Origin of the sequence: Pantoea nemavictus, assembly GCF_037479095.1 — a bacterium.
GTDB classification, from domain to species: Bacteria; Pseudomonadota; Gammaproteobacteria; order Enterobacterales; family Enterobacteriaceae; genus Pantoea; species Pantoea nemavictus.
This window is the reverse complement of the sequence record NZ_JBBGZW010000001.1, coordinates 61569-87383: the sequence shown is the minus strand read 5'-3', so window position 1 is coordinate 87383 and position 25815 is coordinate 61569. Positions and strand designations below refer to the sequence as shown.

General features: G+C 50.1%; 21 protein-coding genes, 2 tRNA genes and 1 other RNA gene. 15 read left to right on the top strand and 9 right to left on the bottom strand.

The features are described 5' to 3' along the window. Window positions 1–46: 46 nt before the first annotated feature. A complete protein-coding gene (sppA, locus tag WH298_RS00405; protein WP_007889705.1) occupies window positions 47–1906 on the bottom strand; it encodes a signal peptide peptidase SppA in 1860 nt (619 codons plus the stop codon). Between the two features lie 169 nt (window positions 1907–2075). Here sppA and WH298_RS00400 point away from each other — a divergent pair, with 169 nt between their 5' ends. From WH298_RS00400 to WH298_RS00385, 4 genes are all read left to right on the top strand, one after another. After that, complete coding sequence (locus WH298_RS00400) at window positions 2076–2627, top strand: NAD(P)H nitroreductase (RefSeq protein WP_007889707.1); 552 nt, start codon at window positions 2076–2078, stop codon at window positions 2625–2627. 153 nt (window positions 2628–2780) lie between these two features. Next, entirely contained in the window at window positions 2781–3824 is a 1044-nt protein-coding gene (gene selD, locus WH298_RS00395; RefSeq protein ID WP_180821913.1) for a selenide, water dikinase SelD, read from the top strand. A 21-nt stretch (window positions 3825–3845) separates the two neighbouring features. Beyond that, complete coding sequence (locus WH298_RS00390; RefSeq protein ID WP_180821912.1) at window positions 3846–5768, top strand: DNA topoisomerase III; 1923 nt, start codon at window positions 3846–3848, stop codon at window positions 5766–5768. Further along, window positions 5768–6064, top strand: coding sequence for a YnjH family protein (locus WH298_RS00385; RefSeq protein WP_007889714.1), 297 nt, complete (start codon window positions 5768–5770; stop codon window positions 6062–6064). The genes WH298_RS00390 and WH298_RS00385 overlap by 1 nt, the downstream gene beginning before the upstream one ends. A gap of 34 nt (window positions 6065–6098) precedes the next feature. Here the strand turns inward: WH298_RS00385 and xthA are convergent, their stop codons facing one another. The 6 genes from xthA to WH298_RS00355 form a co-directional block, all read right to left on the bottom strand. Continuing rightward, window positions 6099–6905 (bottom strand): exodeoxyribonuclease III, encoded by an 807-nt coding sequence (gene xthA / locus WH298_RS00380; protein ID WP_180821911.1) that lies wholly within the window; start codon window positions 6903–6905, stop codon window positions 6099–6101. Window positions 6906–7019: 114 nt separating this feature from the next. After that, window positions 7020–7148: non-coding RNA, RtT sRNA (locus tag WH298_RS00375), on the bottom strand. 37 nt (window positions 7149–7185) lie between these two features. Beyond that, window positions 7186–7270 (bottom strand) — tRNA-Tyr (locus WH298_RS00370). A 40-nt stretch (window positions 7271–7310) separates the two neighbouring features. Then, window positions 7311–7395: transfer RNA gene (locus WH298_RS00365), tRNA-Tyr, on the bottom strand. 144 nt (window positions 7396–7539) lie between these two features. Beyond that, window positions 7540–8388 (bottom strand): formyltetrahydrofolate deformylase, encoded by an 849-nt coding sequence (gene purU, locus WH298_RS00360; protein ID WP_007892358.1) that lies wholly within the window; start codon window positions 8386–8388, stop codon window positions 7540–7542. A gap of 57 nt (window positions 8389–8445) precedes the next feature. Further along, entirely contained in the window at window positions 8446–8901 is a 456-nt protein-coding gene (locus tag WH298_RS00355; RefSeq protein WP_180821910.1) for a YchJ family protein, read from the bottom strand. A gap of 96 nt (window positions 8902–8997) precedes the next feature. Between WH298_RS00355 and rssA the strand changes: the two genes are divergently transcribed. The 5 genes from rssA to WH298_RS00330 all read left to right on the top strand — a co-directional run bounded on the left by rssA (window position 8998) and on the right by WH298_RS00330 (window position 14509). Next, window positions 8998–9903, top strand: coding sequence for a patatin-like phospholipase RssA (rssA, locus tag WH298_RS00350; protein WP_007892360.1), 906 nt, complete (start codon window positions 8998–9000; stop codon window positions 9901–9903). A 102-nt stretch (window positions 9904–10005) separates the two neighbouring features. Further along, complete coding sequence (gene rssB, locus WH298_RS00345) at window positions 10006–11022, top strand: two-component system response regulator RssB (protein ID WP_007892361.1); 1017 nt, start codon at window positions 10006–10008, stop codon at window positions 11020–11022. A gap of 193 nt (window positions 11023–11215) precedes the next feature. After that, window positions 11216–12124, top strand: a complete 909-nt coding sequence (galU, locus tag WH298_RS00340) for a UTP--glucose-1-phosphate uridylyltransferase GalU (RefSeq protein WP_007892362.1) — start codon at window positions 11216–11218, stop codon at window positions 12122–12124. 23 nt (window positions 12125–12147) lie between these two features. Further along, a complete protein-coding gene (locus WH298_RS00335) occupies window positions 12148–13491 on the top strand; it encodes a UDP-glucose dehydrogenase family protein (RefSeq protein ID WP_007892363.1) in 1344 nt (447 codons plus the stop codon). Window positions 13492–13501: 10 nt separating this feature from the next. Further along, window positions 13502–14509: an NAD-dependent epimerase gene (locus WH298_RS00330; RefSeq protein ID WP_049852184.1), complete on the top strand. Its 1008-nt coding sequence runs from the start codon at window positions 13502–13504 to the stop codon at window positions 14507–14509. 96 nt (window positions 14510–14605) lie between these two features. Here the strand turns inward: WH298_RS00330 and hns are convergent, their stop codons facing one another. Continuing rightward, complete coding sequence (gene hns / locus WH298_RS00325; RefSeq protein ID WP_007892366.1) at window positions 14606–15013, bottom strand: histone-like nucleoid-structuring protein H-NS; 408 nt, start codon at window positions 15011–15013, stop codon at window positions 14606–14608. A 414-nt stretch (window positions 15014–15427) separates the two neighbouring features. On the opposite strand from hns, the gene tdk reads away from it, so the two are divergent. Continuing rightward, window positions 15428–16048 (top strand): thymidine kinase, encoded by a 621-nt coding sequence (tdk, locus tag WH298_RS00320; RefSeq protein WP_049852185.1) that lies wholly within the window; start codon window positions 15428–15430, stop codon window positions 16046–16048. 60 nt (window positions 16049–16108) lie between these two features. Here tdk and adhE read toward each other — a convergent pair whose 3' ends face one another. Then, a complete protein-coding gene (adhE, locus tag WH298_RS00315) occupies window positions 16109–18784 on the bottom strand; it encodes a bifunctional acetaldehyde-CoA/alcohol dehydrogenase (RefSeq protein ID WP_180821909.1) in 2676 nt (891 codons plus the stop codon). Window positions 18785–19229: 445 nt separating this feature from the next. On the opposite strand from adhE, the gene WH298_RS00310 reads away from it, so the two are divergent. From WH298_RS00310 to oppC, 5 genes are all read left to right on the top strand, one after another. Next, complete coding sequence (locus tag WH298_RS00310; protein ID WP_007892371.1) at window positions 19230–19877, top strand: YchE family NAAT transporter; 648 nt, start codon at window positions 19230–19232, stop codon at window positions 19875–19877. A gap of 571 nt (window positions 19878–20448) precedes the next feature. Continuing rightward, window positions 20449–22083 (top strand): ABC transporter substrate-binding protein, encoded by a 1635-nt coding sequence (locus WH298_RS00305; protein ID WP_180821908.1) that lies wholly within the window; start codon window positions 20449–20451, stop codon window positions 22081–22083. A gap of 159 nt (window positions 22084–22242) precedes the next feature. Beyond that, on the top strand, window positions 22243–23883 hold the full coding sequence (oppA, locus tag WH298_RS00300; protein WP_007892375.1) for an oligopeptide ABC transporter substrate-binding protein OppA: 1641 nt from the start codon (window positions 22243–22245) through the stop codon (window positions 23881–23883). A gap of 80 nt (window positions 23884–23963) precedes the next feature. Then, window positions 23964–24884 carry an oligopeptide ABC transporter permease OppB gene (oppB, locus tag WH298_RS00295; protein ID WP_007892378.1) on the top strand — a complete coding sequence of 307 codons (921 nt, stop codon included), beginning with the start codon at window positions 23964–23966 and terminating at the stop codon, window positions 24882–24884. Between the two features lie 15 nt (window positions 24885–24899). Further along, window positions 24900–25808 (top strand): oligopeptide ABC transporter permease OppC, encoded by a 909-nt coding sequence (gene oppC / locus WH298_RS00290; RefSeq protein WP_007892380.1) that lies wholly within the window; start codon window positions 24900–24902, stop codon window positions 25806–25808. Window positions 25809–25815: the final 7 nt, after the last annotated feature.

Genomic DNA, 25815 nt, shown 5'->3' with positions numbered 1-25815 from the left:
GGATTGCGAACGAAAAGCAGCCCGACCAGCGGCCGGGCTGTAAAGATTAGCGTACGTTGCCGCAGTTGAGGCAGAAAGCGTAGCGATTTTGCGGATCGTTGAGATTATTAAGCAGGCCAGGCTGCTGTTTAACCGCGCTCATCACATCAAGCATCGGAGCAGGTAGCCAGACTTTCAACGCTGCGGGCAATACCGCCTGCACCGAAGCGTTCATCTGATTCAGCAATAAATCGAGCATGCCCGGTTCATCCTGATACCAACTTAGTTCCGGTTTCGCGACTTTCGCCAACTCGGCGGCTTTTGCCACGGCGTCGTCAAAGTCTCCCAGCGCATCAACTAAACCATTAGCTTTGGCATCGCTGCCGGTCCAGACGTGGCCTTGTGCAATAGCATTAATTTGCTCAGGCGTTTTATGGCGTGAAGTGGCGACCAAACCAACAAAGTTGCGATAACCATTCTCGATGGTGAGCTGCATCAGCTGTTGTACTTCAGGCGGCAGAGCTTTGGTGGTCGCGACATCCGCCAGTGGTGAAGTCGCGACACCGTCAGTGTGCACGCCAACCGAGCTCAGGCTGTTTTCCACGGTATTAATCACGCCAAAGATACCGATCGAACCGGTAAGCGTGCTCGGTGCCGCCACGATGTAATCGGCAGGTGTGGAAATCCAGTAACCTCCTGAAGCCGCCATACCACCCATGGAAACCACTACCGGTTTGCCGGCATCGTGTGCTGCCGCTAGCTCTTCACGAATCGCTTCTGATGCCGTTACGCTGCCGCCAGGGCTATTAACACGCAGTACAATCGCTTTAATTTTCGGGTCAAGACGCGCATCGCGAATCTGCGATGCGGTGGTATCACCACCGACATTCCCCGCGCTCTCTTCACCGTCCATGATGGCACCGCTAGCGAGGATTACCGCGATGTTCCCATCCTGACTTTGCGGCGGTTGTTTAACGTTATAGTCGTAGATACTTACGCTACGATAATCGTTATTCGCTTTGTCCCAGCCGAACGTTTTGACCAGCTCCTGATCGGCGGCTGCGCGCGTATCAAGCACATCGACTAATTTATTGTTCAGCGCGTATTTTGCCGTATCGCCCTGAACAGCTTGCAGGCCACTAATAATGCCAGCAGCACCAGGGAAGAGCTGATCGGCGGTAATCTGGCGATTGGCTGCAACGGTGTTCAGGTAGTTCTGCCACAGCTGACCCACCCAACGGCCGTCGGCATCACGCGCTTCAGGTGACATATCGTCACGCAGGAACGGCTCAACCGCAGATTTATAAGTACCCACGCGGAACACGTGCGAGCTGACTTTCAGCTTATCCAGCAGGCTTTTGTAATACAGGCCGTTAGTCGCGAAACCGTGTAAATCCACCGTGCCTTGTGGCGACAGGTAAACTTTGTTGGCATAGCTGGCGATGTAGTATTGCGCCTGGCTGTAGCTGTCGCCGACCGCATAAATCGGTTTTCCGGCATCACGGAATTCACGCAGCGCTTTACCGACATATTGCAGCGAAGGTTGATCGCCACCAGCGAAGTCACGTAACTCCAGCACAATACCGGTAATGTTTTTATCGGTTTTCGCCTGGCGAATCGCATCCACCACATCAAACAGTGAGTTCTCCTGCAGGCGATCGCCATTTGCGCCTAACAATTGACGGCTAATACGACTCAGACGATTGCTGACCGAAGGTTTATCGACCAGCACGCCGCTCAGATCGATTTTCAGCGCGCCTTGCTGAACGGGTTCACTGTTGCTGGAACTGGAAACTTGCATCCAAATCCCAACGCCCGCCAGGATCAATACAATAAGAAATAAATTAAGAATAAATTCCCGAATAAAATTCAGCACCCGCCACGTCCAGCGGAACAGACCGGAAATAATTCGCCACAATGTGCGCATAAACTCTCCATATTCACGTAACAGGGCAGCCAGCACGCGGTCTGCCCCGATGTCGGGTTCATCCTAAAGAGCGGCGTGCGAAATGTCAGCAGGAAATCGCGCCAGACTGTTACAAAAGATCGTGCTGTGCCAGGATTAGCCCACGCTTTTTATTCATGGGAGAAGAATAATGGATGCACTGGACTTATTAGTTAATCGCCGCTCGGCATCGCGTCTGGCAGAACCGGCCCCAGCGGGCGAAGCGCTGCAAAATATTCTGCACGCAGCGTTACGCGCGCCGGATCATGGCACGCTGCAGCCGTGGCGCTTCATCATTATCGAAAATGAAGGGCGCGACCGCTTTGGCAAATTACTGGAACAAGCCGCACGTGACAGCGATCTTGAGCAGAAAGCCATCGACAAAGCGGCGGCTGCGCCATTTCGCGCGCCGATGATTATCACCGTGGTGGCGCATTGTGAAGAGAACGCCAAAGTACCGCATTGGGAACAGTTGGCTTCTGCCAGTTGCGCGGTGATGGCAATGCAAATGGCCGCCGTGGCACAAGGCTTCAACGGCATCTGGCGCAGCGGCCCCTGGACCGATCATCCATCAGTACGCCAAGCCTTCGGCTGCCGTGAACAGGATGCCATTGTCGGCTTCCTCTATCTGGGCACGCCGCAGTTGAAAGCCAACACTACCGTGGTGGCGCCTGACACGGCGCAGTTTGTCAGTTATTTCTGACAGACAGCAGCAGGCTTTTGCGGCACGTTAAGCGCTGTTGCAGAGATTGCACAAAGCCTGTGCGAAAGATCGAGGTTAGGTCGTGCAGCACTTACCACCCGCGAACAGCCAGGCTAACATAGCGCCTTCTGATCAGCGCATAAGGACGTCGCCATGAGTGAACCTCTTCGTTTAACGCAATACAGCCATGGTGCTGGATGCGGCTGCAAAATTTCGCCGCAGATATTGGAAACCATTCTCCGCAGTGAGTTGGCTCCGTTCCACGATCCGCAACTGCTGGTGGGGAATGAAACGCGCGATGATGCTGCGGTATACGATCTAGGTAACGGTACGGCAGTGGTTAGCACCACCGATTTCTTTATGCCGATCGTCGACGATCCTTTTACCTTTGGCCGTATCGCCGCCACTAACGCCATTAGCGATATCTACGCAATGGGCGGAAAACCGATCATGGCGATCGCCATTTTAGGCTGGCCGGTGAATGTGCTGAGTCCGGAAGTGGCGCAGCAAGTGGTCGACGGTGGGCGGGCAGCCTGTCAGGCTGCGGGTATTGCGCTGGCTGGCGGCCATTCGATTGATGCGCCTGAGCCAATTTTCGGTCTGGCCGTGACCGGCATTGTTGATGTGGCGCGCGTGAAAAAGAACAGCGCGGCGCAGGCCGGATGTCAGCTGTTTCTCACCAAACCGCTGGGCATCGGTATCCTCACTACCGCTGAGAAAAAAGGCCTGCTGCGGCCTGAACATCAGGCGCTGGCTGCAGATGTGATGTGTCAGCTAAATAGCGCCGGGGCGGAGTTTGCCAAACTCGCGGGCGTTAGCGCCATGACTGATGTGACCGGTTTTGGCTTACTGGGTCACCTCAGCGAAATCTGTCACGGTTCTGGATTGCGAGCCGAGGTGAACGCGGCAAATGTACCGCGTTTAGCGGGTGTTGATGATTATATTGCCGCTGGAGCAGTGCCGGGCGGCACCAGCCGTAATTTCGCCAGTTACGGTGCGCATGTTTCACCAGTCGATGATGCCACCCGTGCGCTGCTGTGCGATCCGCAAACGTCCGGCGGCCTGCTGGTGGCGGTTCAACCCAGCGCTATCGAGGCGTTCACGCGCTGTGCTGCTGAAGCAGGCGTGCAAATTGCGTCGATTGGTGAGCTATTTGCCGCCGAATCTGATCGTCCTTTGATTACCGTAGTTACCTGACGTTAAGGAACGACGCCATTCATGCGTTTGTTTATTGCCGAAAAACCCAGCTTAGCGCGTGCGATTGCCGACGTGTTGCCGAAGCCGCATCGACGCGGCGACGGCTATATTGCCTGTGGGAATGACCAGGTTGTGACCTGGTGTGTCGGGCACCTGCTGGAGCAGGCGCAGCCCGACAGTTATGACAGCCGCTATGCGCGCTGGAATCTGGCCGATTTGCCGATCATTCCGGAAAAGTGGCGCTTGCAGCCGCGTCCCTCGGTGGCGAAGCAGCTGAAAGTGATTGAAGGATTGTTGCAGCAAGCCAGCATGGTAGTGCATGCGGGTGACCCCGACCGTGAAGGGCAACTACTGGTGGATGAGGTGCTGGATTATCTGCAACTCGCGCCAGAAAAACGCCAAACGGTACAGCGTTGCCTGATTAACGATCTCAATCCTTCGGCAGTGGAGCGTGCCGTCGGACGCTTACGTGAGAACCGTGAATTCATTCCACTCTGTGTGTCTGCGCTAGCGCGGTCGCGTGCTGACTGGCTGTATGGCATCAATATGACCCGCGCATGGACCTTGCTGGGGCGTAATGCCGGTTACGATGGCGTGCTGTCGGTCGGCCGTGTACAAACGCCGGTACTGGGTTTGGTGGTGCGGCGTGATGAAGAGATTGAGAACTTTATCCCGAAGGATTACTTCGAAGTCAAAGCGCACATCGTTACGCCAAAAGAAGAACGTTTTGTTGCTAGCTGGGTGCCGAGCGATGCCTGTGAACCCTGGCAGGATGAAGAGGGGCGGCTGCTGCACCGTCCGCTGGCAGATCATGTGCTGGAGCGCATCAATGGCAAACCTGCGCTAGTCACCGGATACAACGATAAACGTGAATCCGATACCGCGCCGCTGCCTTACTCTCTGTCTGGCCTGCAGATTGAGGCGGGTAAGCGTTATGGCCTCAGTGCGCAGAATGTGCTGGATTGCTGCCAGCGCCTGTACGAAACCCATAAACTGATTACTTACCCACGTTCCGATAGCCGTTATCTGCCCGATGAGCATTTTGCCGGGCGCCAGGCAGTATTGAACGCGATTAAGGCCCATCAGCCCAATCTGACACCGCCAACGGACTTTAACCCCGATCAGAAGAACCGCTGTTGGGATGATAAAAAAGTCGATGCGCACCACGCCATTATCCCAACCGCGCGCGCCAGTAAGGTTAATCTGACCGAAAATGAAGCCAATATTTACGGCTTGATAGCGCGCCAATATCTCATGCAGTTTTGTCCCGATGCGGTGTTCCGTAAGTGCGTTATTGACCTCGATATTGGCGGCGGCAAGTTTATTGCCAAAGCACGTTTTCTGGCGGAAGCCGGCTGGCGCGCATTATTAGGCAGCAAAGAGCGCGATGAGGAGAATGATGGCACGCCATTGCCGGTGGTAAGTAAAGGTGATGAGTTGCTCTGTGAGCGCGGCGAAGTGCTGGCCAAACAAACGCAACCGCCACGCCCGTTCACTGATGCCACCTTATTATCAGCTATGACCGGCATTGCTCGCTTCGTGCAGGATAAAGAATTAAAGAAAGTCCTGCGCGCAACCGATGGTTTAGGTACGGAGGCGACGAGAGCAGGTATTATTGAATTACTGTTTCGCCGCACTTTCCTGGTGAAAAAAGGTCGCTATATTCACTCGACAGAGGCGGGCAGGGCGCTGATTCATGCGTTGCCTGAAATGGCTGCGCGGCCGGATATGACGGCGCAGTGGGAATCGACGCTGACGCGCATCAGTGAAAAAGCCTGCCGCTACGATGAGTTTATGCAACCGCTGGTCAGCACCTTAATCGGGTTGATTGGTGAAGCACGCCAGCGTCCGTCGCTACAGGCCTTTCGCGGATTGACTGCGCCTGGGCTAAAAAAGAGAGCTAAACCGAAAACGGCTCGTCGCAAAACCAAGGAGACAGAGTGATGCGTTATGCAATGTTGCTGCTGAGCGGACTGTTGTTATGCAGTACCTCTGCGCTGGCCAACCGCCAGCCGGAGAGTAATCGTATGGGCAATACGGATGTGGTGGTGGATATGCCTGACGAAGTGTGGACGCAGGGCAAAAACAGTCGCCAAAGCGACTGCATGCAGTGCTGTACCTATGAGAATCGTAGCTATTCTGAAGGTGCGGTGGTGAAGGCGGAAGGTGTGCTGTTGCAATGTGGACGGGACGAAAAAGTCTTGGGCACAAATCCACTCATCTGGAAGATCATCAAATAAAAACAGCGTGGCGATTTACCGCCACGCTGTTTCCTCACAGCTTAAACGTCGACCAAACGGGCGCGTGATCAGACGGTTTTTCCATACTACGGATGTCGTAATCGATACCGCTCTCAATACAACGCGACGCCAGTGGCTGGCTCGCTAGCAACAGATCGATGCGTAACCCACGATTATCATCAAAGCCTTTTGAGCGGTAGTCAAACCACGAGAAGCGGTCGTTGGTTGCCGGGAATTTATCGCGCCAGGTATCAACCAATCCCCACTGCAGTAAGCGATCCATCCATTCACGCTCTTCAGGCAGGAACGAACATTTACCGGTGCGCAGCCAACGCTTACGATTCTCTTCACCAATGCCGATATCAAAATCGGTGCTGCTGATGTTCATATCACCCATGATCAACACCGGTTTATCGACGGCTAATTGCTGCTCAAGATAGCTTTGCAGATCGCGATAAAACTTCTCTTTGGCGGGGAATTTGGTGGGGTGGTCGCGGCTTTCTCCTTGTGGGAAATAGCCGTTAATTACGGTGATATCGCCGATCGGGCTGGGGATTTCCGCCATGATCAAACGACGCTGCGCATCTTCTTCATCGCCGGGGAAACCACGGCTCACGCTTATCGGCTCCGCTTTCGTCAGCAGTGCGACACCATAATGACCTTTTTGCCCGTGATAAAATACGTGATAGCCCAGTTTGCTGACGTCCTCGAGCGGGAACATATCGTCATGCACTTTGGTTTCCTGCAAACCAATAACATCGGGTTGATGCTGTTCAACCAGCGCTTCTAATTGATGAGGACGTGCACGCAAGCCGTTGATGTTGAAAGAGACAAATTTCATTTCGCTGCCATTTCTATCCGCAAAAGTATGGCGGGATGGTAACGAGTTTTTAGGTAAATGTCATGATGAGAAGCGGGATAAAACAGCGATTAAAGCGAAAGGGGAAATACAGGATAGTGGTGGGAGAAGGATTATTCGACGCGATGCGTCTCACCCTTCAGGCCGCGCTGAAGCGCGTTGTCTCACGTTGTTCGACTCGAACCTTCAGTCGAAGCTTCTCATCCTTCTCGTGAAGCAAGATATAAGTTTGGGGATTTAATTGAAGAGGGAGAATATTCGGTGGTGGTGGGAGAAGGATTCGAACCTTCGAAGTCTGTGACGGCAGATTTACAGTCTGCTCCCTTTGGCCGCTCGGGAATCCCACCAGGGATGTTGCTTGTTGTGGCTTCAGAGAGACGATTCAGATGGTGGTGGGAGAAGGATTCGAACCTTCGAAGTCTGTGACGGCAGATTTACAGTCTGCTCCCTTTGGCCGCTCGGGAATCCCACCACTGGCCTGAATCATTGCGTCTTAAAGCGGGGCGCATCATACCAAATGCACTCAGCCTGTAAAGCGCCGTCACATAAAATAAAAATCGTTTGTCCACTTTTTACGCGTGGCGCTGAAGAGTTGAACAGCTCAGCGCCAAAGTGGTTAAAGAATGATCGTGCGATTGCCGTAAACGAATACGCGTTGGCCCAGAACTTTATACAGTGCGCGGCTCAACACATTTTTCTCAACGTCACGTCCAGCACGCATCATCTCTTCTGCGGTATAGCTGTGATCGACGTTAATTACGTCCTGCATGATGATCGGACCTTCATCAAGATTATCATTTACATAGTGCGCGGTTGCGCCAATGATTTTCACACCACGCTCGTACGCCTGATGATACGGACGCGCACCGATAAACGCTGGCAAGAAAGAGTGGTGAATATTGATGATCTGGTTTGGATAGCGCTGAACGAAGGCTGGCGTTAATACACGCATGTATTTGGCCAGTACCACGTAATCAGGCTGATAGCGGTCAATTTCGTCCGCCATACGGTTATCGTGCTCTTCACGCGTGTGACCTTCGTGGCTCACCAACACAAACGGAATGTCGAAACGTTCAACCAGCGAGCGCAGGGTTTCGTGGTTACCGATGACCGCTGCAATCTCCATATCGAGACCGCCAAACGCACTTTTCATCAGCAGGTCGCCAAGGCAGTGTGCCTCTTTGGTTACCAGAATCACCACACGGCGGCGTCCGGCACTTTGCAACTCACGGACTGAACCGGTTGGCAGCGCGCTATCGAGATCGGCCAACAAGGTGTTGTCGTTGAAAATCCCTTCCAGCTCTGTGCGCATGAAAAAGCGCCCGGTACGGTGATCGACAAACTCATTGTTCTGCACAATGTTAAGTTCGTGCTTGTAGCAAATGTTGGTGATCTTGGCGATCAGACCTTTCGCATCAGGGCAAATGGTTCGTAAAACTTTTCGTTGGATGGTTTGCGCTTGCATCTCGATCAGAGTCCTGTCAAAGCGATGAATGGTAAAGCCGTTGTGTATCTGTCCAGATTAGCCACAACATTTTTTGTATTTTTTATCGGAGCCACAAGGACAGCGATCGTTACGTCCTAACTCAGGCGTTGTTCCGTCAACATAGTACCAGCGTTGATCCTCGCGAAGAAAGCGCGAACATTCATAGATCGCTGAAGTGCGGCCTTTTTCGAGGTAACGCGCAAAAAACGTTATAAAGGCTTCATTCTCATGGCTTCCATCATTACAACGAGTTACATTCAAACCCAGCCATTCAGTACCGGAAAAACTTTCAGATAATAACGTTTCGAGGTCGGCCACGCGTTTACTGGAGTGCCAAGTCGCAGCCAACCACGCAGCATTTTTAACGACATAGGCACTGTAACGTGAGCGCATCAACTGTTCCGCGCTGGACGGGTTCGCTTGGCCATTCAGATAGGGTTGGCAACATAAGCTATACTCCTTTCCGCTGCAGCAAGGGCACTTTTCAGACACGTCATCTCCTGGAAGTGATTAAAGTAAATTAAAGCGTGCGCTATGGTAGCCGACTGTCAGGCGTGATGCTACGTACCAGGCTAATCACGAGGTGAGATGAGAAAAGTCAGGATTGGGCTGGCACTAGGTTCAGGTGCCGCTAAAGGATGGTCACACATCGGCGTAATTACTGCGCTCGAGCGCGCGGGGATTGAAATCGATGTGGTGGCGGGTTGTTCAGTGGGTGCGCTAGTTGGCTCGGCCTACGTAAATGGTCGGCTGGGCGTGATGGAAAAATGGGTGAGCGCATTTCGTTACTGGGACGTTATCCGCTTGATGGATCTCTCCTGGCAGCGCGGCGGGTTGCTGCGCGGCGATAGGGTGTTCAGCCATATTCGACAGCTCATTCCAAATGAACTTATTGATGACTGCGGTAAACCTTTTGGCGTAGTGGCTACCAATTTGAGTACCGGACGAGAAGTGTGGTTGACCGAGGGCGATTTGCATCAAGCTGTGCGCGCGTCCTGTAGTATGCCAGGCTTATTACCACCTATCGCTTACAATGGGTATTGGTTAGTAGATGGAGCAGTGGTTAATCCTGTGCCAATCTCACTAACCCGTGCGTTGGGTGCCGATATTGTTATTGCTGTTGATTTACAGCACGACGCGCACCTGATGCAGCAGGATCTACTATCAGTAACGCCGCAAAGCGGTGAAGAAGCGGCGGCAGTTGAAGCGCTGAGTTGGGGTAAAAAATTGCGTCAACGCATTGTGGGTTTGACGCATCGCCGAGCTAATCAAACGCCGGGTGCGATGGAGATTATGTCTACATCCATTCAGGTACTGGAAAATCGTCTGAAACGTAACCGCATGGCGGGCGACCCGCCGGATGTGCTGATTCAGCCGTTTTGTCCACAAATTTCCACACTGGACTTCCATCGTGCAGAAGAAGCCATCGCGGCAGGCAAGGCCGCCGTTGAGAAGAAAATGGATGAACTATTACCGCTGGTCCGTGGCAGATAGTCAGGTTGTTCATTCACAAGTGTTGCTACTTCAGTCGATTCTGAAAGGCGCAACTGCATTTTATGAACCACTATTGAATTATCTGGTACGCAGGGGGAGAGAATGGAAAAACCGCTAATCGGCAAAAAGATTCTCATTGTCGAAGATGAGGTCGTTTTCCGTTCATTGATAGACAATTTACTGACAAGTTTGGGCGCAAGCACGCTTGAAGCTGGTGATGGCCTTGATGGTTTGACCTTACTGTCCGCACAGTCAGTGGATTTGGTTATTTGCGATCTTGAAATGCCGCGCATGGGGGGCATTCCGTTTGTTGAACGCATTCGTACGCGCGGCAACAATGTGCCCATTTTGATTATCTCTGCCACACAAAATATGGCGGATATTGCGCATGTATTGCGATTGGGCGTTCAGGATGTGTTGTTGAAACCGCTTAAAAACCTTGAACGCTTCAGAGAGGCCGTATTCGAGTGTCTTTATCCATCGATGTTCACTTCAAAGGTGGAGGAAGATGAGCAGCTTTTTCAGGATTGGGATGCTCTGGTAAGCGATCCATTGGCCGCGTCGAAATTACTCAAACAATTACAGCCGCCGGTTCAGCAAACTATCGCCAATTGCCGTATTAATTATCGTCAGCTCACCATGGCTGAACAGCCGGGGTTAGTGCTGGATATTGCGGCATTATCTGATAACGATCTTGCATTCTACTGTCTTGATGTGACGCGCGCTGGAGATAACGGTGTGTTAGCCGCGCTGTTACTGCGTGCATTATTTAACGGTTTATTGCAGGAACAACTCTCTGGACAAAAGCAGCGATTACCAGAGTTAAATGGTCTGCTGCGTCAGGTCAATATGCTATTGCGGCAGGCCAATCTCAGCGGTCAGTTCCCTTTGCTGGTGGGTTATTACCATCGACAATTGAAAAATCTGATACTGGTTTCGGCCGGTTTGAATGCCACGCTGCATATTAATACCCACCAAATTCAACTCAGTAACGGCGTGCCACTCGGTACAATGGGCAGTACCCATCTCAACCAAATCAGCCAGCGCGCAGATGCATGGCAGTGTCATATTTGGGGTGCCGGCGGCAGGCTACGTTTGATGCTATCAGCTGAAGAATAATCAACCGGATTTAAATTTTCCGCGGGTTAAAGACAGGACCAGGGGCAAGCTTTACACTTGGGTAATAGTCTTAATTTCCGCGGATTAGCTCCATCCAGGATAAATCCGCCTGATAGTAACTGATATACTCATTTCGTTTTTAAACCGACATATCAAGTAATAACTTGAACGGCCTATTAAGAGAGGTATTTAGATGTCTGCCTATAAGACTAAAGTAAAAAAAGCGGTAATCCCTGTTGCAGGTCTCGGTACGCGTATGCTGCCTGCTACTAAAGCTATTCCAAAAGAGATGTTACCGCTGGTCGATAAGCCGTTGATCCAGTATGTCGTGAATGAGTGCATTGCAGCAGGCATTAACGAGATTGTGCTGGTTACACACTCTTCTAAAAACGCCATCGAAAACCACTTTGATACCAGTTTTGAACTGGAATCCATGCTGGAAAAACGTGTTAAACGTCAGCTGCTGGATGAAATTCAGTCAATCTGCCCACCACACGTAACCATCATGCAGGTTCGTCAGGGTATTGCCAAAGGTCTGGGCCATGCGGTGATGTGTGCACATCCACTGATTGGCGATGAGCCTTTCGCCGTTATCCTGCCAGACGTCATCATTGATGAATACGAATCTGACCCAACCAAAGATAACCTGGCAGAGATGCTGACTCGCTATGAAGAGAGCGGTCGTAGCCAGATCATGGTTGAACCTGTAGCTGATGTTACCGCTTATGGCGTGGTTGACTGCCAGGGGGCTGATCTTGCACCAGGCCAGAGCGCGCCAATGGTGGGCGTAGTTGAGAAGCCTAAAGCTTCAGAAGCTCCATCTAACCTGGCAGTAGTGGGTCGTTACGTGCTGTCTGCTGATATCTGGCCGCTGCTGGCTAAAACTCCTCCAGGCGCAGGTGGCGAAGTTCAGCTGACTGACTCCATTGCAATGTTGATGGAAAAAGAGACCGTTGAGGCTTATCACCTGAACGGCGTAAGCCATGACTGCGGTAACAAACTGGGTTACATGCAAGCCTTTGTTGAGTACGGCGTTCGCCATCCAGTATTGGGTAAAGATTTTACCCAGTGGCTTGAAGGCGCTGTAGGCAACAAAAAGTAACTCAATAAACACAGGATAATTCAATGAAAGTCACTGTATTTGGTATCGGCTATGTCGGTCTGGTTCAGGCTGCGGTGTTAGCCGAAGTCGGACATGACGTTCTCTGTATTGATGTCGACGAAAAGAAAGTCGAAAATTTAAAGAAAGGCCATATTCCGATTTTTGAACCAGGCCTGACACCACTCGTAATGTCTAATTATGAGTCGGGTCGCCTTAAGTTCAGCACCAATGCGGAAGAAGGCGTTAATCATGGTGTGATGCAGTTCATCGCTGTGGGTACTCCACCCGATGAAGACGGTTCTGCCGATCTGAAATATGTGACTGCAGTTGCGCGCACCATTGCACAGCACATGAACGATCATAAAGTTGTTATCGACAAATCTACTGTGCCAGTGGGTACAGCGGATCGTGTTCGTGCGGTAATGACGGAAACGTTGCAAAAGCGCGATGTGAATATCGCTTTTGACGTGGTTTCAAATCCGGAATTCCTCAAGGAAGGCGCCGCAGTTAATGACTGCATGCGTCCGGAGCGTATCGTTGTCGGTACGGATAACGATGAAGTGGTTGAGCTGTTACGTGAACTGTACGAACCGTTCAACCGTAATCATGATCGTATGATTTTAATGGATATCCGCAGTGCAGAGCTGACGAAATACGCGGCAAACTGCATGTTGGCAACCAAAATCAGCTTCATGAATGAGATTTCCAACCTGGCAGAACGTCTGGGAGCCGACGTCGAGAAAGTCCGTCAGGGTATTGGTTCCGACTCGCGTATCGGTTACCACTTCATCTATCCGGGTTGTGGTTACGGCGGTTCTTGTTTCCCGAAAGACGTGCAGGCGCTGATTCGCACTGCTGAGTCTATCGGTTACACACCGCGCCTGCTGCAGGCGGTAGAAGACGTTAACGATTCTCAGAAGAGCAAGCTGCCGAACTTCATCAAGCGCCATTTCGGTGACGATTTGCGCGGCAAGACCTTCGCTCTGTGGGGACTGGCATTCAAACCCAACACTGACGACATGCGTGAAGCTTCTAGCCGTGTGCTGATGGAAACGCTGTGGGAAGCGGGTGCAACGGTTCAGGCGTTTGACCCGGAAGCGATGGATGAAGCCCAGCGCGTTTACGGTCATCGTGATGATCTTAAGCTGATGGGTACTAAGGAAGCCGCGCTGCAGGGTGCGGATGGCTTAGTTATCTGTACTGAATGGCAAAACTTCCGTGCGCCAGATTTCGATGTCATCAAAAATGCGTTAAAACAACCCGTGATTTTTGATGGTCGTAACCTGTATGATCCAGAGCGTATTAGCAAACGCGGCTTCACGTACTATGCAATCGGCCGCGGAGCGTCAATTAAAACCGTAGAATAATGAGGGATGTATGAAGTTTCTGGTCACCGGCGCGGCAGGTTTTATTGGATTTCACGTTAGTCAGCGCTTGCTGGCCGCTGGTCACCAGGTTGTCGGTATCGATAACCTGAATGACTACTATGATGTTAGCCTGAAACAGGCCCGATTGGATCAGAACACTCAACACCCTGATTTTATTTTCGTAAAAATGGACCTGGCGGATCGCCAGGCCATTTCTTCTTTATTCGCTGAGCATGCGTTTGAACGCGTAATCCATTTGGGCGCTCAGGCCGGCGTACGTTATTCGATTGAAAATCCACATGCCTATGCTGATGCTAACTTAATCGGTCACCTCAATATTCTTGAAGGTTGCCGCCATCATAAGATCGGCCATCTTTTATATGCATCATCCAGTTCAGTATACGGGCTCAACCGTAAAATGCCTTTTTCAACGGACGACTCCGTTGACCATCCTGTTTCACTTTATGCGGCCACTAAAAAAGCCAACGAATTGATGTCGCATACCTATTCTCATCTTTATCAATTACCCACAACTGGATTACGCTTCTTCACCGTTTATGGACCCTGGGGCCGTCCGGATATGGCTCTGTTCAAATTTACCCGTGCGATGTTAGCGGGTGAGCAAATTGATGTGTATAACAACGGGCAAATGACGCGCGACTTCACCTATATTGATGATATTGCAGAAGCGATCGTGCGTTTGCAGGATGTCATTCCGACATCAGATGATAAATGGACAGTTGAAGCGGGTTCTCCAGCAAGCAGTTCAGCTCCCTATCGTGTTTTCAACATCGGTAATAGCCAACCTGTAAGTTTGATGACTTACATTGAGTCGCTGGAAAAGGCGCTGGGAATTGAGGCAAAGAAAAATATGCTGCCAATGCAACCGGGCGATGTGCTGAGCACCAGTGCTGATACCCAGCCGCTGTATGAAGCAATTAACTTCCGCCCACAAACGGGTGTGGAAGAGGGTGTGAAGCATTTTGTTGAATGGTATCGCCACTTCTATCAACAATAATTGAGCATAAAAAAAGGAAGCCTATGGCTTCCTTTTTCTTACCTGGTGGAAAGTGAATGCACTATTTGCTATTCACAATTCGAAGCACTGAAATGATTACAGTAGGAAATCGTCCAGTTGTTTTCCTTGTTCTTCAATTGCTTTTTTAATTACTGCAGGCGTCCGACCTTGACCAGTCCAGGTGCGGTTTTCACCGTTTTCGTCGACATATGAATATTTAGCAGGACGAGCAGCACGCTTGGCTTTACTGGATGTTTTGGTCTCAGATAATGCCTGCAACAATTCATTCGGATCGATACCGTCTGCAATTAACATCTCACGATACTGTTCAAGCTTGCGGTTACGTTCGGCATTTTCCGTTTGTAGATGCGAATCTTCTTCGCGACGCTCATTGACTACAACTTCGAGTTTTTCCAGCATCTCTTCCAGCGTTTCCAGAGAGCATTCCCGAGCTTGTGCGCGCAATGTACGGATATTATTAAGAATTCTAAGTGCTTCGCTCATTGTCCTAATCCAAAATATATTAAATGGGAGTGGTTCTGCCGTCTCATAATAGTGGTGCGAAAAAATAACTGCAATAGCCAGATTTAAAAGCAAAACGTAAATTAAAAAATAAAGGGTGATTTTAGAACGATATACAAAATATATTTACGCGTTTAGTAATCTTTTTAAGCTGAGCCTTTGTACCGCATGCATTACCATCAGCTATTCCTAACACTTCACCAGTAATAGTAATGAATAAAATATCGGCATAAGTTGTACTTTGCCAAAACGTGCTTTCTTAGTATTGTTGCAGCGAAACGGCGCTTACTAACGATGTTAATTTGAGCAGATGATAAAAAGAATGCATCGCTACAGCTATACAACTTTATGCTAGACTGCGGCGCAACAGATTCAGGCTGCGATGAGATTTTGCTTATGGCTCAACTTTATTTTTATTACTCTGCGATGAATGCGGGCAAATCAACGGCTTTGCTTCAGTCTTCCTATAATTATCACGAACGCGGTATGCGTTCGCTGGTTTATACCGCTGAAATTGACGATCGCTTTGGCGCGGGCAAAGTCAGTTCACGCATCGGCCTCTCGTCTCCTGCGTTTTTATATAACGCAGAGACGAAGCTGGATCAGGATATTGCCGCCGAGCATGCTAAACAAGCGGTGCACTGTGTGTTGGTCGATGAAAGTCAATTCCTCACGCGAGAGCAGGTTAAAGCGTTGTCTGATGTGGTAGATAACCTAGATATTCCGGTACTGTGTTACGGATTACGTACCGATTTTCGCGGCGAGTTGTTTGTTGGTAGCCAATACTTACTTGCGTGGGCGGATAAACTGGTTGAGTTAAAAACCATTTGTCATTGTGGCCGTAAAGCCAGCATGGTTTTACGTCTCGATGCAAACGGCAAACCTTTCAGTGAAGGCGAACAGGTCGTTATCGGTGGTAATGAGCGCTATATTTCGGTGTGTCGCAAGCATTATAAGCAAGCGATTGATGAAGGTTCGTTAAACGCGATATATGGGGCACAACAGCCGCATGCATAGCCATCATGCTGGATAAGAAACTAAAAAACCCGCCGGAGCGGGTTTTTTAGTTAAAACAATTTAAACTTTCTTAGCTTTTTTCTCGATCTTTACTTCTACTTTAATCTCTTCAACTCTATCGCTGTAAGATTCTGAAAACTCACGTCCGTAGAAAGTATCCAGCATGATTTGTTTAAGTTCAGCAATCAGCGGATAACGTGGGTTAGCGCCAGTACATTGATCATCAAATGCGTCTTCAGCAAGTTTATCGACTTTCGCGAGGAAATCAGCTTCCTGTACACCGGCTTCGCGGATAGACGTTGGAATGCCCAATTGGGTTTTCATCTCTTCAATCCAGGCCAGCAGTTTCTCAATTTTCTGCGCGGTACGATCTCCAGCCGCTGAAAGTCCCAGATGATCGGCAATTTCCGCATAACGACGGCGCGCTTGTGGGCGATCGTACTGACTGAATGCTGTCTGCTTAGTCGGATTGTCATTCGCGTTATAACGAATTACGTTTGAAATCAGCAGGGCATTAGCCAGTCCGTGTGGGATATGGAACTCAGAACCCAGTTTATGCGCCATTGAGTGACATACACCTAAGAAGGCGTTAGCGAATGCGATACCCGCGATAGTTGCCGCATTATGTACACGTTCACGTGCCACAGGATTTTTAGCGCCATCGCGATAGCTGGCGGGCAGATTTTCTTTCAGCAGTTTCAGCGCTTGCAGCGCCTGTCCGTCAGAGTATTCATTCGCTAATACCGACACGTAAGCTTCAAGCGAGTGCGTAACTGCATCCAGACCGCCGAAGGCGCAAAGTGAGCGCGGCATGTCCATGACCAGGTTGGCATCAACAATCGCCATATCCGGGGTGAGGGCATAGTCCGCCAATGGATATTTTTGACCAGTAGCATCATCGGTTACCACGGCAAACGGCGTTACTTCAGAACCGGTACCAGACGTGGTGGTAATAGCAATCATGCGTGCTTTGACACCCATTTTCGGGAACTTATAGATACGTTTACGGATGTCCATAAAGCGCAGCGCCAGCTCTTCGAAATGGGTCTCTGGATGTTCGTACATAACCCACATGATTTTTGCTGCATCCATCGGTGAACCACCGCCAAGCGCAATAATTACGTCCGGTTTAAAGCTGTTCATTTGCTCAGCACCTTTACGAACGATACTGAGCGTTGGATCTGCTTCTACTTCAAAGAAAACTTCTGTTTCGATGCCGTGTGACTTCAGTACACGGGTGACTTGATCGGCATAGCCATTATTAAACAGGAAGCGGTCGGTGACGATAAAGGCGCGTTTAGCACCATCAGTTGCGACTTCTTCAAGGGCAATTGGCAGTGAACCGCGACGGAAGTAGATAGACTTTGGAAGTTTATGCCACAACATATTCTCAGCTCGCTTGGCCACGGTTTTCTTGTTAATGAGATGTTTTGGTCCCACGTTTTCAGAAATGGAGTTACCACCCCATGAACCACAGCCGAGCGTCAGTGACGGAGCCAGTTTAAAGTTGTACAGGTCTCCGATACCGCCTTGTGAGGCCGGTGTGTTGATCAGAATACGTGCGGTCTTCATTTTGTCGCCGAAATAGTGCACGCGTTCAATCTGGTTATCCTGATCGGTATACAGACAGGATGTATGGCCGATACCGCCCATGGTCACCAGTTTTTCTGCTTTATCGACAGCGTCGTAGTAATCCTTCGCGCGATACATCGCTAATGTCGGTGACAGTTTTTCATGGGCAAATGGCTCAGATTCATCAACCAGCTTCACTTCACCAATCAGAATTTTGGTATTAGCCGGAACGCTAATGCCTGCCAATTCGGCAATCTTCGCCGCAGGCTGTCCAACTATTGCAGCGTTCAGGGCACCATTTTTCAGGATAATGTCCTGAATCGCTTTCAGCTCTTTACCTTGCAATAGGTAGCCGCCATGGCTGGCAAAACGTTCACGCACGGCGTCGTAAGCGGAATCAACCACAATGACGGACTGTTCAGATGCACAAATGACGCCGTTATCGAAGGTTTTTGACATCAGGATAGATGCGACAGCACGCTTGATGTCGGCCGTTTCATCAATAACGACAGGCGTATTACCCGCCCCCACACCAATTGCAGGTTTACCTGAGCTGTAAGCCGCTTTAACCATGCCCGGACCACCGGTTGCAAGGATTAAGTTAATATCCGGGTGATGCATTAATTGATTCGAAAGCTCAACCGAAGGCGCATCGATCCAGCCGATAATATCCTTTGGCGCGCCTGCTGCAATCGCCGCTTGTAGCACGATGTCTGCGGCTTTATTGGTCGCGTCTTTTGCACGTGGATGCGGGGAGAAGATAATACCGTTGCGGGTTTTAAGGCTGATCAACGCTTTAAAGATGGCGGTTGAGGTCGGGTTGGTGGTTGGCACTATGCCGCAGATCAAGCCAATCGGTTCAGCAATGGTAATTGTGCCGAAGGTATCATCGGTGGCGAGAATGCCGCAGGTTTTCTCATCTTTATAGGCGTTGTAAATGTATTCAGATGCAAAGTGATTTTTGATGACTTTATCTTCAACAATACCCATACCAGATTCAGCGACGGCCAGTTTGGCCAGCGGGATTCGAGCATCTGCAGCGGCGAGGGCTGCAGCGCGGAAAATTGCATCAACTTGTTCCTGACTAAAATTAGCGTACTCACGCTGTGCCTTTTTTACACGCTCAACCAGTGCATTAAGTTCGGCAACATTAGTAACGGCCATAGTGCTCTCCTGAAGGAAGTTAAACTCTTTTAGTAAACAAGCCTGAATCCAGAAGTATAGTCTCGCGATGCTTAACTATTGGTCAGGTTGGCGACAATTTGCCTTTGCTTATTAAAAGGGTTTCCTGGTCAAGATGCTTGTAAATCAGGAAATGCTTTCGATGCGGTAAGATTACCCCTGATGGGGTAGGTAAATTTTGATATAGATCAATCCAGACCCACGCTGACACCTTTCAGCACGAACTTTCGCAAGTAAAGTTAGCGCGATGTGCCACACATTCTGAATCCGTAAGCTTCATCCACATAACCTGACATTAACCGTAGTTGAATAAACTGATATATAGCGAAAAAAGCAGCATAAATTTCTGCTCCTGGCACTGGTTTTCTGCCCGGCTTTTGCTCTACATTAAGCGCGATTTTCTTCTCACACCTTACCGGAGCTTCCTTTGAACCCCGTGCTACTCGACCTTTCCGGCTACATTAAATTTTTTGTCGGCTTGTTTGCCTTGGTGAATCCGGTAGGCATCATCCCGGTCTTTATCAGCATGACCAGCTATCAGGCTGTAGCAGAGCGCAATAAAACCAATCTCACGGCCAACCTTGCCGTGGCCATTATTCTCTGGACGTCACTGTTTCTCGGGGATGGCATCCTGCATCTATTTGGCATCTCGATTGATTCTTTCCGCATCGCAGGCGGTATTTTGGTTGTTACCATCGCGATGTCGATGATTAGTGGAAAACTGGGCGAAGATAAACAGAATAAGCAGGAAAAGTCAGAAAGCGCCATTCGCGAAAGCATTGGCGTGGTGCCACTTGCCTTGCCCTTAATGGCAGGCCCAGGTGCCATCAGCTCAACGATCGTTTGGAGCACGCGTTATCACAGTTGGCAGAACTTAATTGGCTTCACTATTGCGATTGCGATTTTCGCCTTCTGCTGCTGGCTGCTGTTTCGTGCAGCACCCTTAATGGTACGTGTACTGGGTCAAACTGGGATTAACGTCATTACCCGAATCATGGGATTATTACTGATGGCGTTGGGAATTGAATTTATTGTCACCGGCATGAAATCGATCTTCCCCGGATTACTCAATTAATCAGGTTATTTTCAGATTTTAAATGGCGATTGAACCAAAATGGTGCGCTCTGACATTTCATTGCACCATTTTGGTAATTTTATTCATGTTTCTTAACTCATTCCGTATAACATCACTTTTACTACTTACACCCCTCTGTGCATCTCAAAACTCACATCTTATTGTGATTATTGTCACAGTTTAATACTCTGAATAATCACGTTGAATTAGAACTCATGAAAAGCGAATTACTTAATTAAAGGCAATTTATGCGTGTTTTTGTTCATTTCGCAGTTAAATGGGTAAAAACTATAAGCTAAAGATAATAATGAATAAACTTGCAGCATTAAAATCATTTAGTGATTTTTAATCAATAGGTTGCATAATTTTTTGACTTGAAAATTAACACTTCTCCTTACCTACTGAACGTGATAAAAGAGAATCTGCTAACATTTTTGCAGTTTAGCTTTGGCGTGCGGGCATCAGTTCTGATAATTTTCGGCACATCACAAATTTTTTATCTGATAGCGACAAATGTGTACGCTTTTTGCTTAAAGGCTATCGGGCTTATGATTAAGGTTGATATTTGTTGATGAAATGCATGGTAGCGCAAACGGCCGCACGTTCATTTATTGCGTTGTGCCTAACGGGAGTTTTGGTACAAAGTCAGGCAGCACAGGTACCAGCGGGTACGCAGTTATCAGATTCACAACGAATGGTGATCAATAACGGTAGCGAAGTTGCAACGCTGGACCCGCAAAAAGCGGAAGGTGTACCTGAGTCCAATGTGATGCGTAATCTGCTGGAAGGGTTGGTTGAAACCGATAATAACGGACAACTCGTGCCGGGTGTGGCTAAGCAATGGCAAAGTGATGAAGGGCGCATCTGGACTTTTACGCTGCGTGACGATGCGCGTTGGAGTAACGGCCAGCCTGTTACAGCACAAGATTTCGTTTATAGCTGGCAGCGTCTGGCTGATGCAAAAACAGCCTCACCTTATGCCAGCTATTTGCAGGCGGCGCATGTGGCGAATATTGATGCCATTTTATCGGGCAAAGCGGCTCCCACTGATCTTGGCGTTAAAGCCTTAGACGATCATCATCTGCAAGTCACGTTATCCGAACCCGTTCCCTATTTTGTTGCCATGCTGGCGCACAGCGCGATGAAACCGGTCTATCGTCCGGCGATTGAGCAATGGGGTGAGCAGTGGACGCAACCGCAGCATTATATTGGCAATGGTGCTTTTACGCTGAATGAATGGGTAGTGAATGAAAAAATCACGGTTAAGCGCAACCCATTCTATTGGGATAATGCCCACACAGTAATTGAAGAAGGGGTGTTTTTACCGATCTCTTCGGAAAACAGTGATATTAACCGCTATCGCAGCGGCGGCACTGATATGACTAATAGCGCGGTGCCGCCTGAAATGTTTAATAAATTACAGCAGGATCTTGGGGATGAAGTCAAAATCAGCCCGCTGCTGTGTACCTTCTATTACGAAATCAATAATAAAAAAGCACCGTTCAATGATGCGCGGGTGCGCACCGCATTAAAATTAACGCTCGACCGCGACATTATTGCCAAAAAGATCATGGGACAAGGGCAGATTCCTGCCTATGGTTTGACGCCGCCATTTACCCAGGGCATTACACTTTCTCCTCCCGCCTGGGCGCAACAAACCCAGACAGCACGCAATGCCGCCGCCAAACAATTGTTGGCTGAAGCCGGTTTCAATGCGCAACATCCCCTGCGATTCACGCTGCTGTATAACACCTCAGAACAGAATAAAAGGCAGGCGATTGCGGCGGCATCTATGTGGCAGAAAAACCTTGGCGCGGTGGTGACGTTGCAGAACCAGGAGTGGAAAACGTTGCTGGAAACGCGACATCAGGCGCAATACGACGTGGTTCGTGCCACCTGGTGCGCGGATTACAACGAGCCCTCAACTTTCCTCAACATGTTGCTGAGCGGCTCATCGATTAATACCGCATTTTACCAAAGCTCTGCTTTTGACCAGCTCATGAAGCAAACGCTCTCTACTACGGATGAAGCTAAACGCGCCTCGCTTTATCAACAGGCTGAAGCTCAACTGGATAAAGACTCGCCGATAGTGCCGGTCTACTACCGCGTAAGCGTGCGGCTGGTGAAACCTTGGGTGGGTGGATTCACCGGTAAGGATCCGCAGGACATGCTGGCGTTGAAATACTATTACATAAAGAAACATTGAGTAATGTGGCGATCCGGCGCTACAGTCGGGCGGCACTTTACCGTGGTAAACCCTGAAGGGTGATTAGGGTCTTCGCACAGACAGGCGGAGTTCACCTGGAAACGGGGTACGCCGGGCGTTTAATCGACCTGGTGAAGATAATAAAACTGGAGCGTAATAATGAACAACATCACGAAAAAAAGCCTGATTGCTGCAGGCGTATTGGCAGCAATCGGCGCGCTGGCAGGGAATGCCGCGCTGGCAGCAACAGTGCCAGCAGGCGTTGAATTGGCAGCAAAACAGGAACTGGTTCGCGGCAACGGCGATGAAGTACAGTCGCTTGATCCACATAAGATTGAAGGTGTGCCAGAAGATAACATCGCGCGTGATCTGTATGAAGGTCTGATCACCAGCGACAGCGATGGTAAACCGGTACCGGGCGTGGCGGAAAGCTGGGAAAACAAAGATTTCAAAGTCTGGACTTTCCACCTGCGTAAGAATGCCAAATGGTCCAACGGCGAGCCGGTTACGGCACAAGATTTCGTATACAGCTGGCAGCGTCTGGTCGATCCGAAAACCGCATCGCCTTATGCCAGCTATCCGCAATATGGTCACATTGTGAATGTCGATGACATCATCGCCGGTAAAAAACCGACGTCCGAGCTGGGTGTAAAAGCCATCGACGATCACACGCTGGAAGTGACGCTGAGCGAGCCGGTACCGTACTTCTATAAGCTGCTGATCAACTCCGTTATGTCGCCGGTTTACAAACCAGCAATCGATAAATTTGGCGACCAGTGGACCCAGCCGCAGAACTGGGTGGGCAACGGCGCCTTCAAACTTGAATCACACGTCATCAACGAACGCGTTGTGCTGGTGCGTAACACCCAGTATTGGGATAACGAACATACCGTACTAAACAAAGTCACCTTCCTGCCAATTAACTCTGAAGTCAGCGACGTTAACCGTTACTTCTCTGAAAATGGCAGCGATATTACCTACAACAACATGCCAATCGAGCTGTTTAAAAAACTGCAGCGTGACAACGGTAAAGAGTTGATGGTGAAGCCGTACCTGTGCACCTATTACTACGAAATCAACAACCAAAAAGCGCCGTTCACCGATCCACGCGTACGTACCGCACTGAAACTGGGTCTGGATCGCGACATCATGGTGAACAAGGTTCTGGCACAGGGCCAGCAACCGGCTTACAGCTTCACGCCGCCGGCTACCGATGGTATGGAACTGCTGCCGCCGGATTGGTTCAAGTGGGATCAGAACAAGCGTAACGAAGAGGCGAAAAAGCTGCTGGCCGAAGCGGGTTATACTGCGGATAAACCGCTGACCTTTAACCTGCTCTACAACACCTCCGATCTGCATAAGAAACTTGCGATCGCCGCGTCTTCCATCTGGAAGAAAAATATCGGTGTGAACATCAAGCTAGAGAACCAGGAGTGGAAAACCTTCCTGGATACGCGTCATCAGGGCAACTTTGATGTGTCTCGTGCAGCATGGTGTGCGGATTACAACGAACCTACGTCGTTCCTGAATATCATGTTGTCTGATAGCAGCAGTAACACCTCACACTATAAGAGCGCTGACTTCGATAAAGTTATTCACGATGCAGTTAAAGCTGCCGACGACAAAGCGCGCGTAGCGGATTACCAGAAAGCTGAGCAGATTCTGGATAAAGACAGCACCATTGTGCCAGTTTACTACTACGTCAACGCACGTCTGGTGAAACCTTACGTGGGTGGTTATACCGGTAACGATCCGCTGGATAAAACCGTCGATAAAAATCTGTATATCATTAAACATTAATAGCACTCAGGCTATCGATAGTGGCGGTGCTGCGGCACCGCCTTTTTACTTTGTGAAGCAACAGCCTGGTAGGTACGGCAATGTTAAAATTCATCCTGCGTCGGCTCCTGGAAGCCATCCCGACGCTGTTTATCCTCATCACCATCTCATTCTTTATGATGCGACTGGCACCCGGCAGTCCATTTACCGGCGAACGTGTGCTTTCGCCTGAAGTAATGGCCAATATCGAAGCGAAATACCATCTCAATGACCCGATTGGGAAACAGTATCTCAGCTATCTGGTCCAGCTGGCGCATGGCGATTTTGGTCCATCGTTTAAATATAAAGATTATTCAGTGAACTACCTGGTAGGCCATGCCTTCCCGGTTTCAGCCAAACTCGGCCTGGCGGCATTCTTCCTTGCCGTGGTGCTGGGCGTGACGGCGGGCGTCATCGCTGCCTTAAAGCAAAACAGTTTGTGGGATTATGCCGTGATGGGGGTCGCGATGACCGGCGTGGTGATCCCCAGCTTTGTCGTTGCACCTTTACTGGTGCTGGTCTTCGCGATCACTTTACGCTGGCTGCCCGGCGGTGGCTGGAACGGCGGCCAATGGAACTACATGCTGCTACCGATGGTCGCGCTCTCGCTGGCCTACATCGCTAGTATTGCGCGTATTACCCGCGGCTCGATGATTGAAGTCATGCACTCAAACTTTATCCGCACGGCACGCGCCAAGGGTTTACCGTTGCGTCGTATCGTACTGCGTCATGCGCTCAAGCCCGCCATGCTACCGGTTCTTTCCTATATGGGACCTGCGTTTGTCGGCATCATCACCGGTTCTATGGTCATTGAATCCATCTATGGTTTGCCGGGCATTGGCCAGCTGTTCGTTAACGGGGCACTGAACCGTGACTATTCGCTGGTGATGAGTCTGACCATTCTGGTTGGCGTGCTGACCATTCTGTTTAACGCGATCGTTGATGTGCTGTACGCCGTGATCGATCCGAAAATCCGTTACTGATTGTGGAGCTCGCCCATGATGTTAAGTAAGAAAAACAGCGAAGCTCTGGATGCCTTCAGTGAAAAACTGGAAGTCGAAGGGCGCAGCCTATGGCAGGATGCGCGTCGCCGCTTTATTCACAACCGTGCTGCGTTCATCAGTCTGTTGGTGTTACTGGTGATCACGCTGTTCGTGGTGTTTGCACCGATGTTGTCGCAGTTCAAATATGACGATACCGACTGGGCGATGATGTCTGCCGCGCCGGATACCGTTTCTGGCCATTGGTTTGGTACCGACTCATCGGGACGCGATCTGCTGGTGCGCGTCGCGATTGGTGGTCGTATCTCACTGATGGTCGGCATCGCTTCCGCCTTGATCGCGGTACTGGTGGGCACGCTCTATGGCTCATTAGCCGGTTATCTGGGCGGTAAAATTGACTCAGTCATGATGCGTATCCTCGAGATCCTCAACTCCTTCCCGTTCATGTTCTTCGTCATCCTGCTGGTAACCTTTTTCGGTCGCAACATTCTGCTGATCTTTGTCGCGATTGGCATGGTGTCGTGGCTGGATATGGCGCGTATTGTGCGCGGTCAGACATTAGGCCTGAAGCGTAAAGAGTTTATCGAAGCGGCGCAGGTGGGCGGGGTGAGCACCTTCAATATCGTGTTGCGTCACATCGTGCCTAATGTGCTGGGCGTGGTGGTGGTGTATGCCTCGTTGCTGGTGCCGAGCATGATTCTGTTCGAATCCTTCCTCAGCTTCCTTGGCCTTGGTACGCAGGAACCGCTCAGCAGCTGGGGCGCACTGCTCAGCGACGGCGCCAACTCAATGGAAGTGTCGCCGTGGTTACTGATGTTCCCGGCAGGTTTCCTGGTGGTCACGCTGTTCTGTTTTAACTTTATCGGCGATGGCCTGCGTGATGCCCTCGACCCGAAAGATCGTTAAGGAGTTT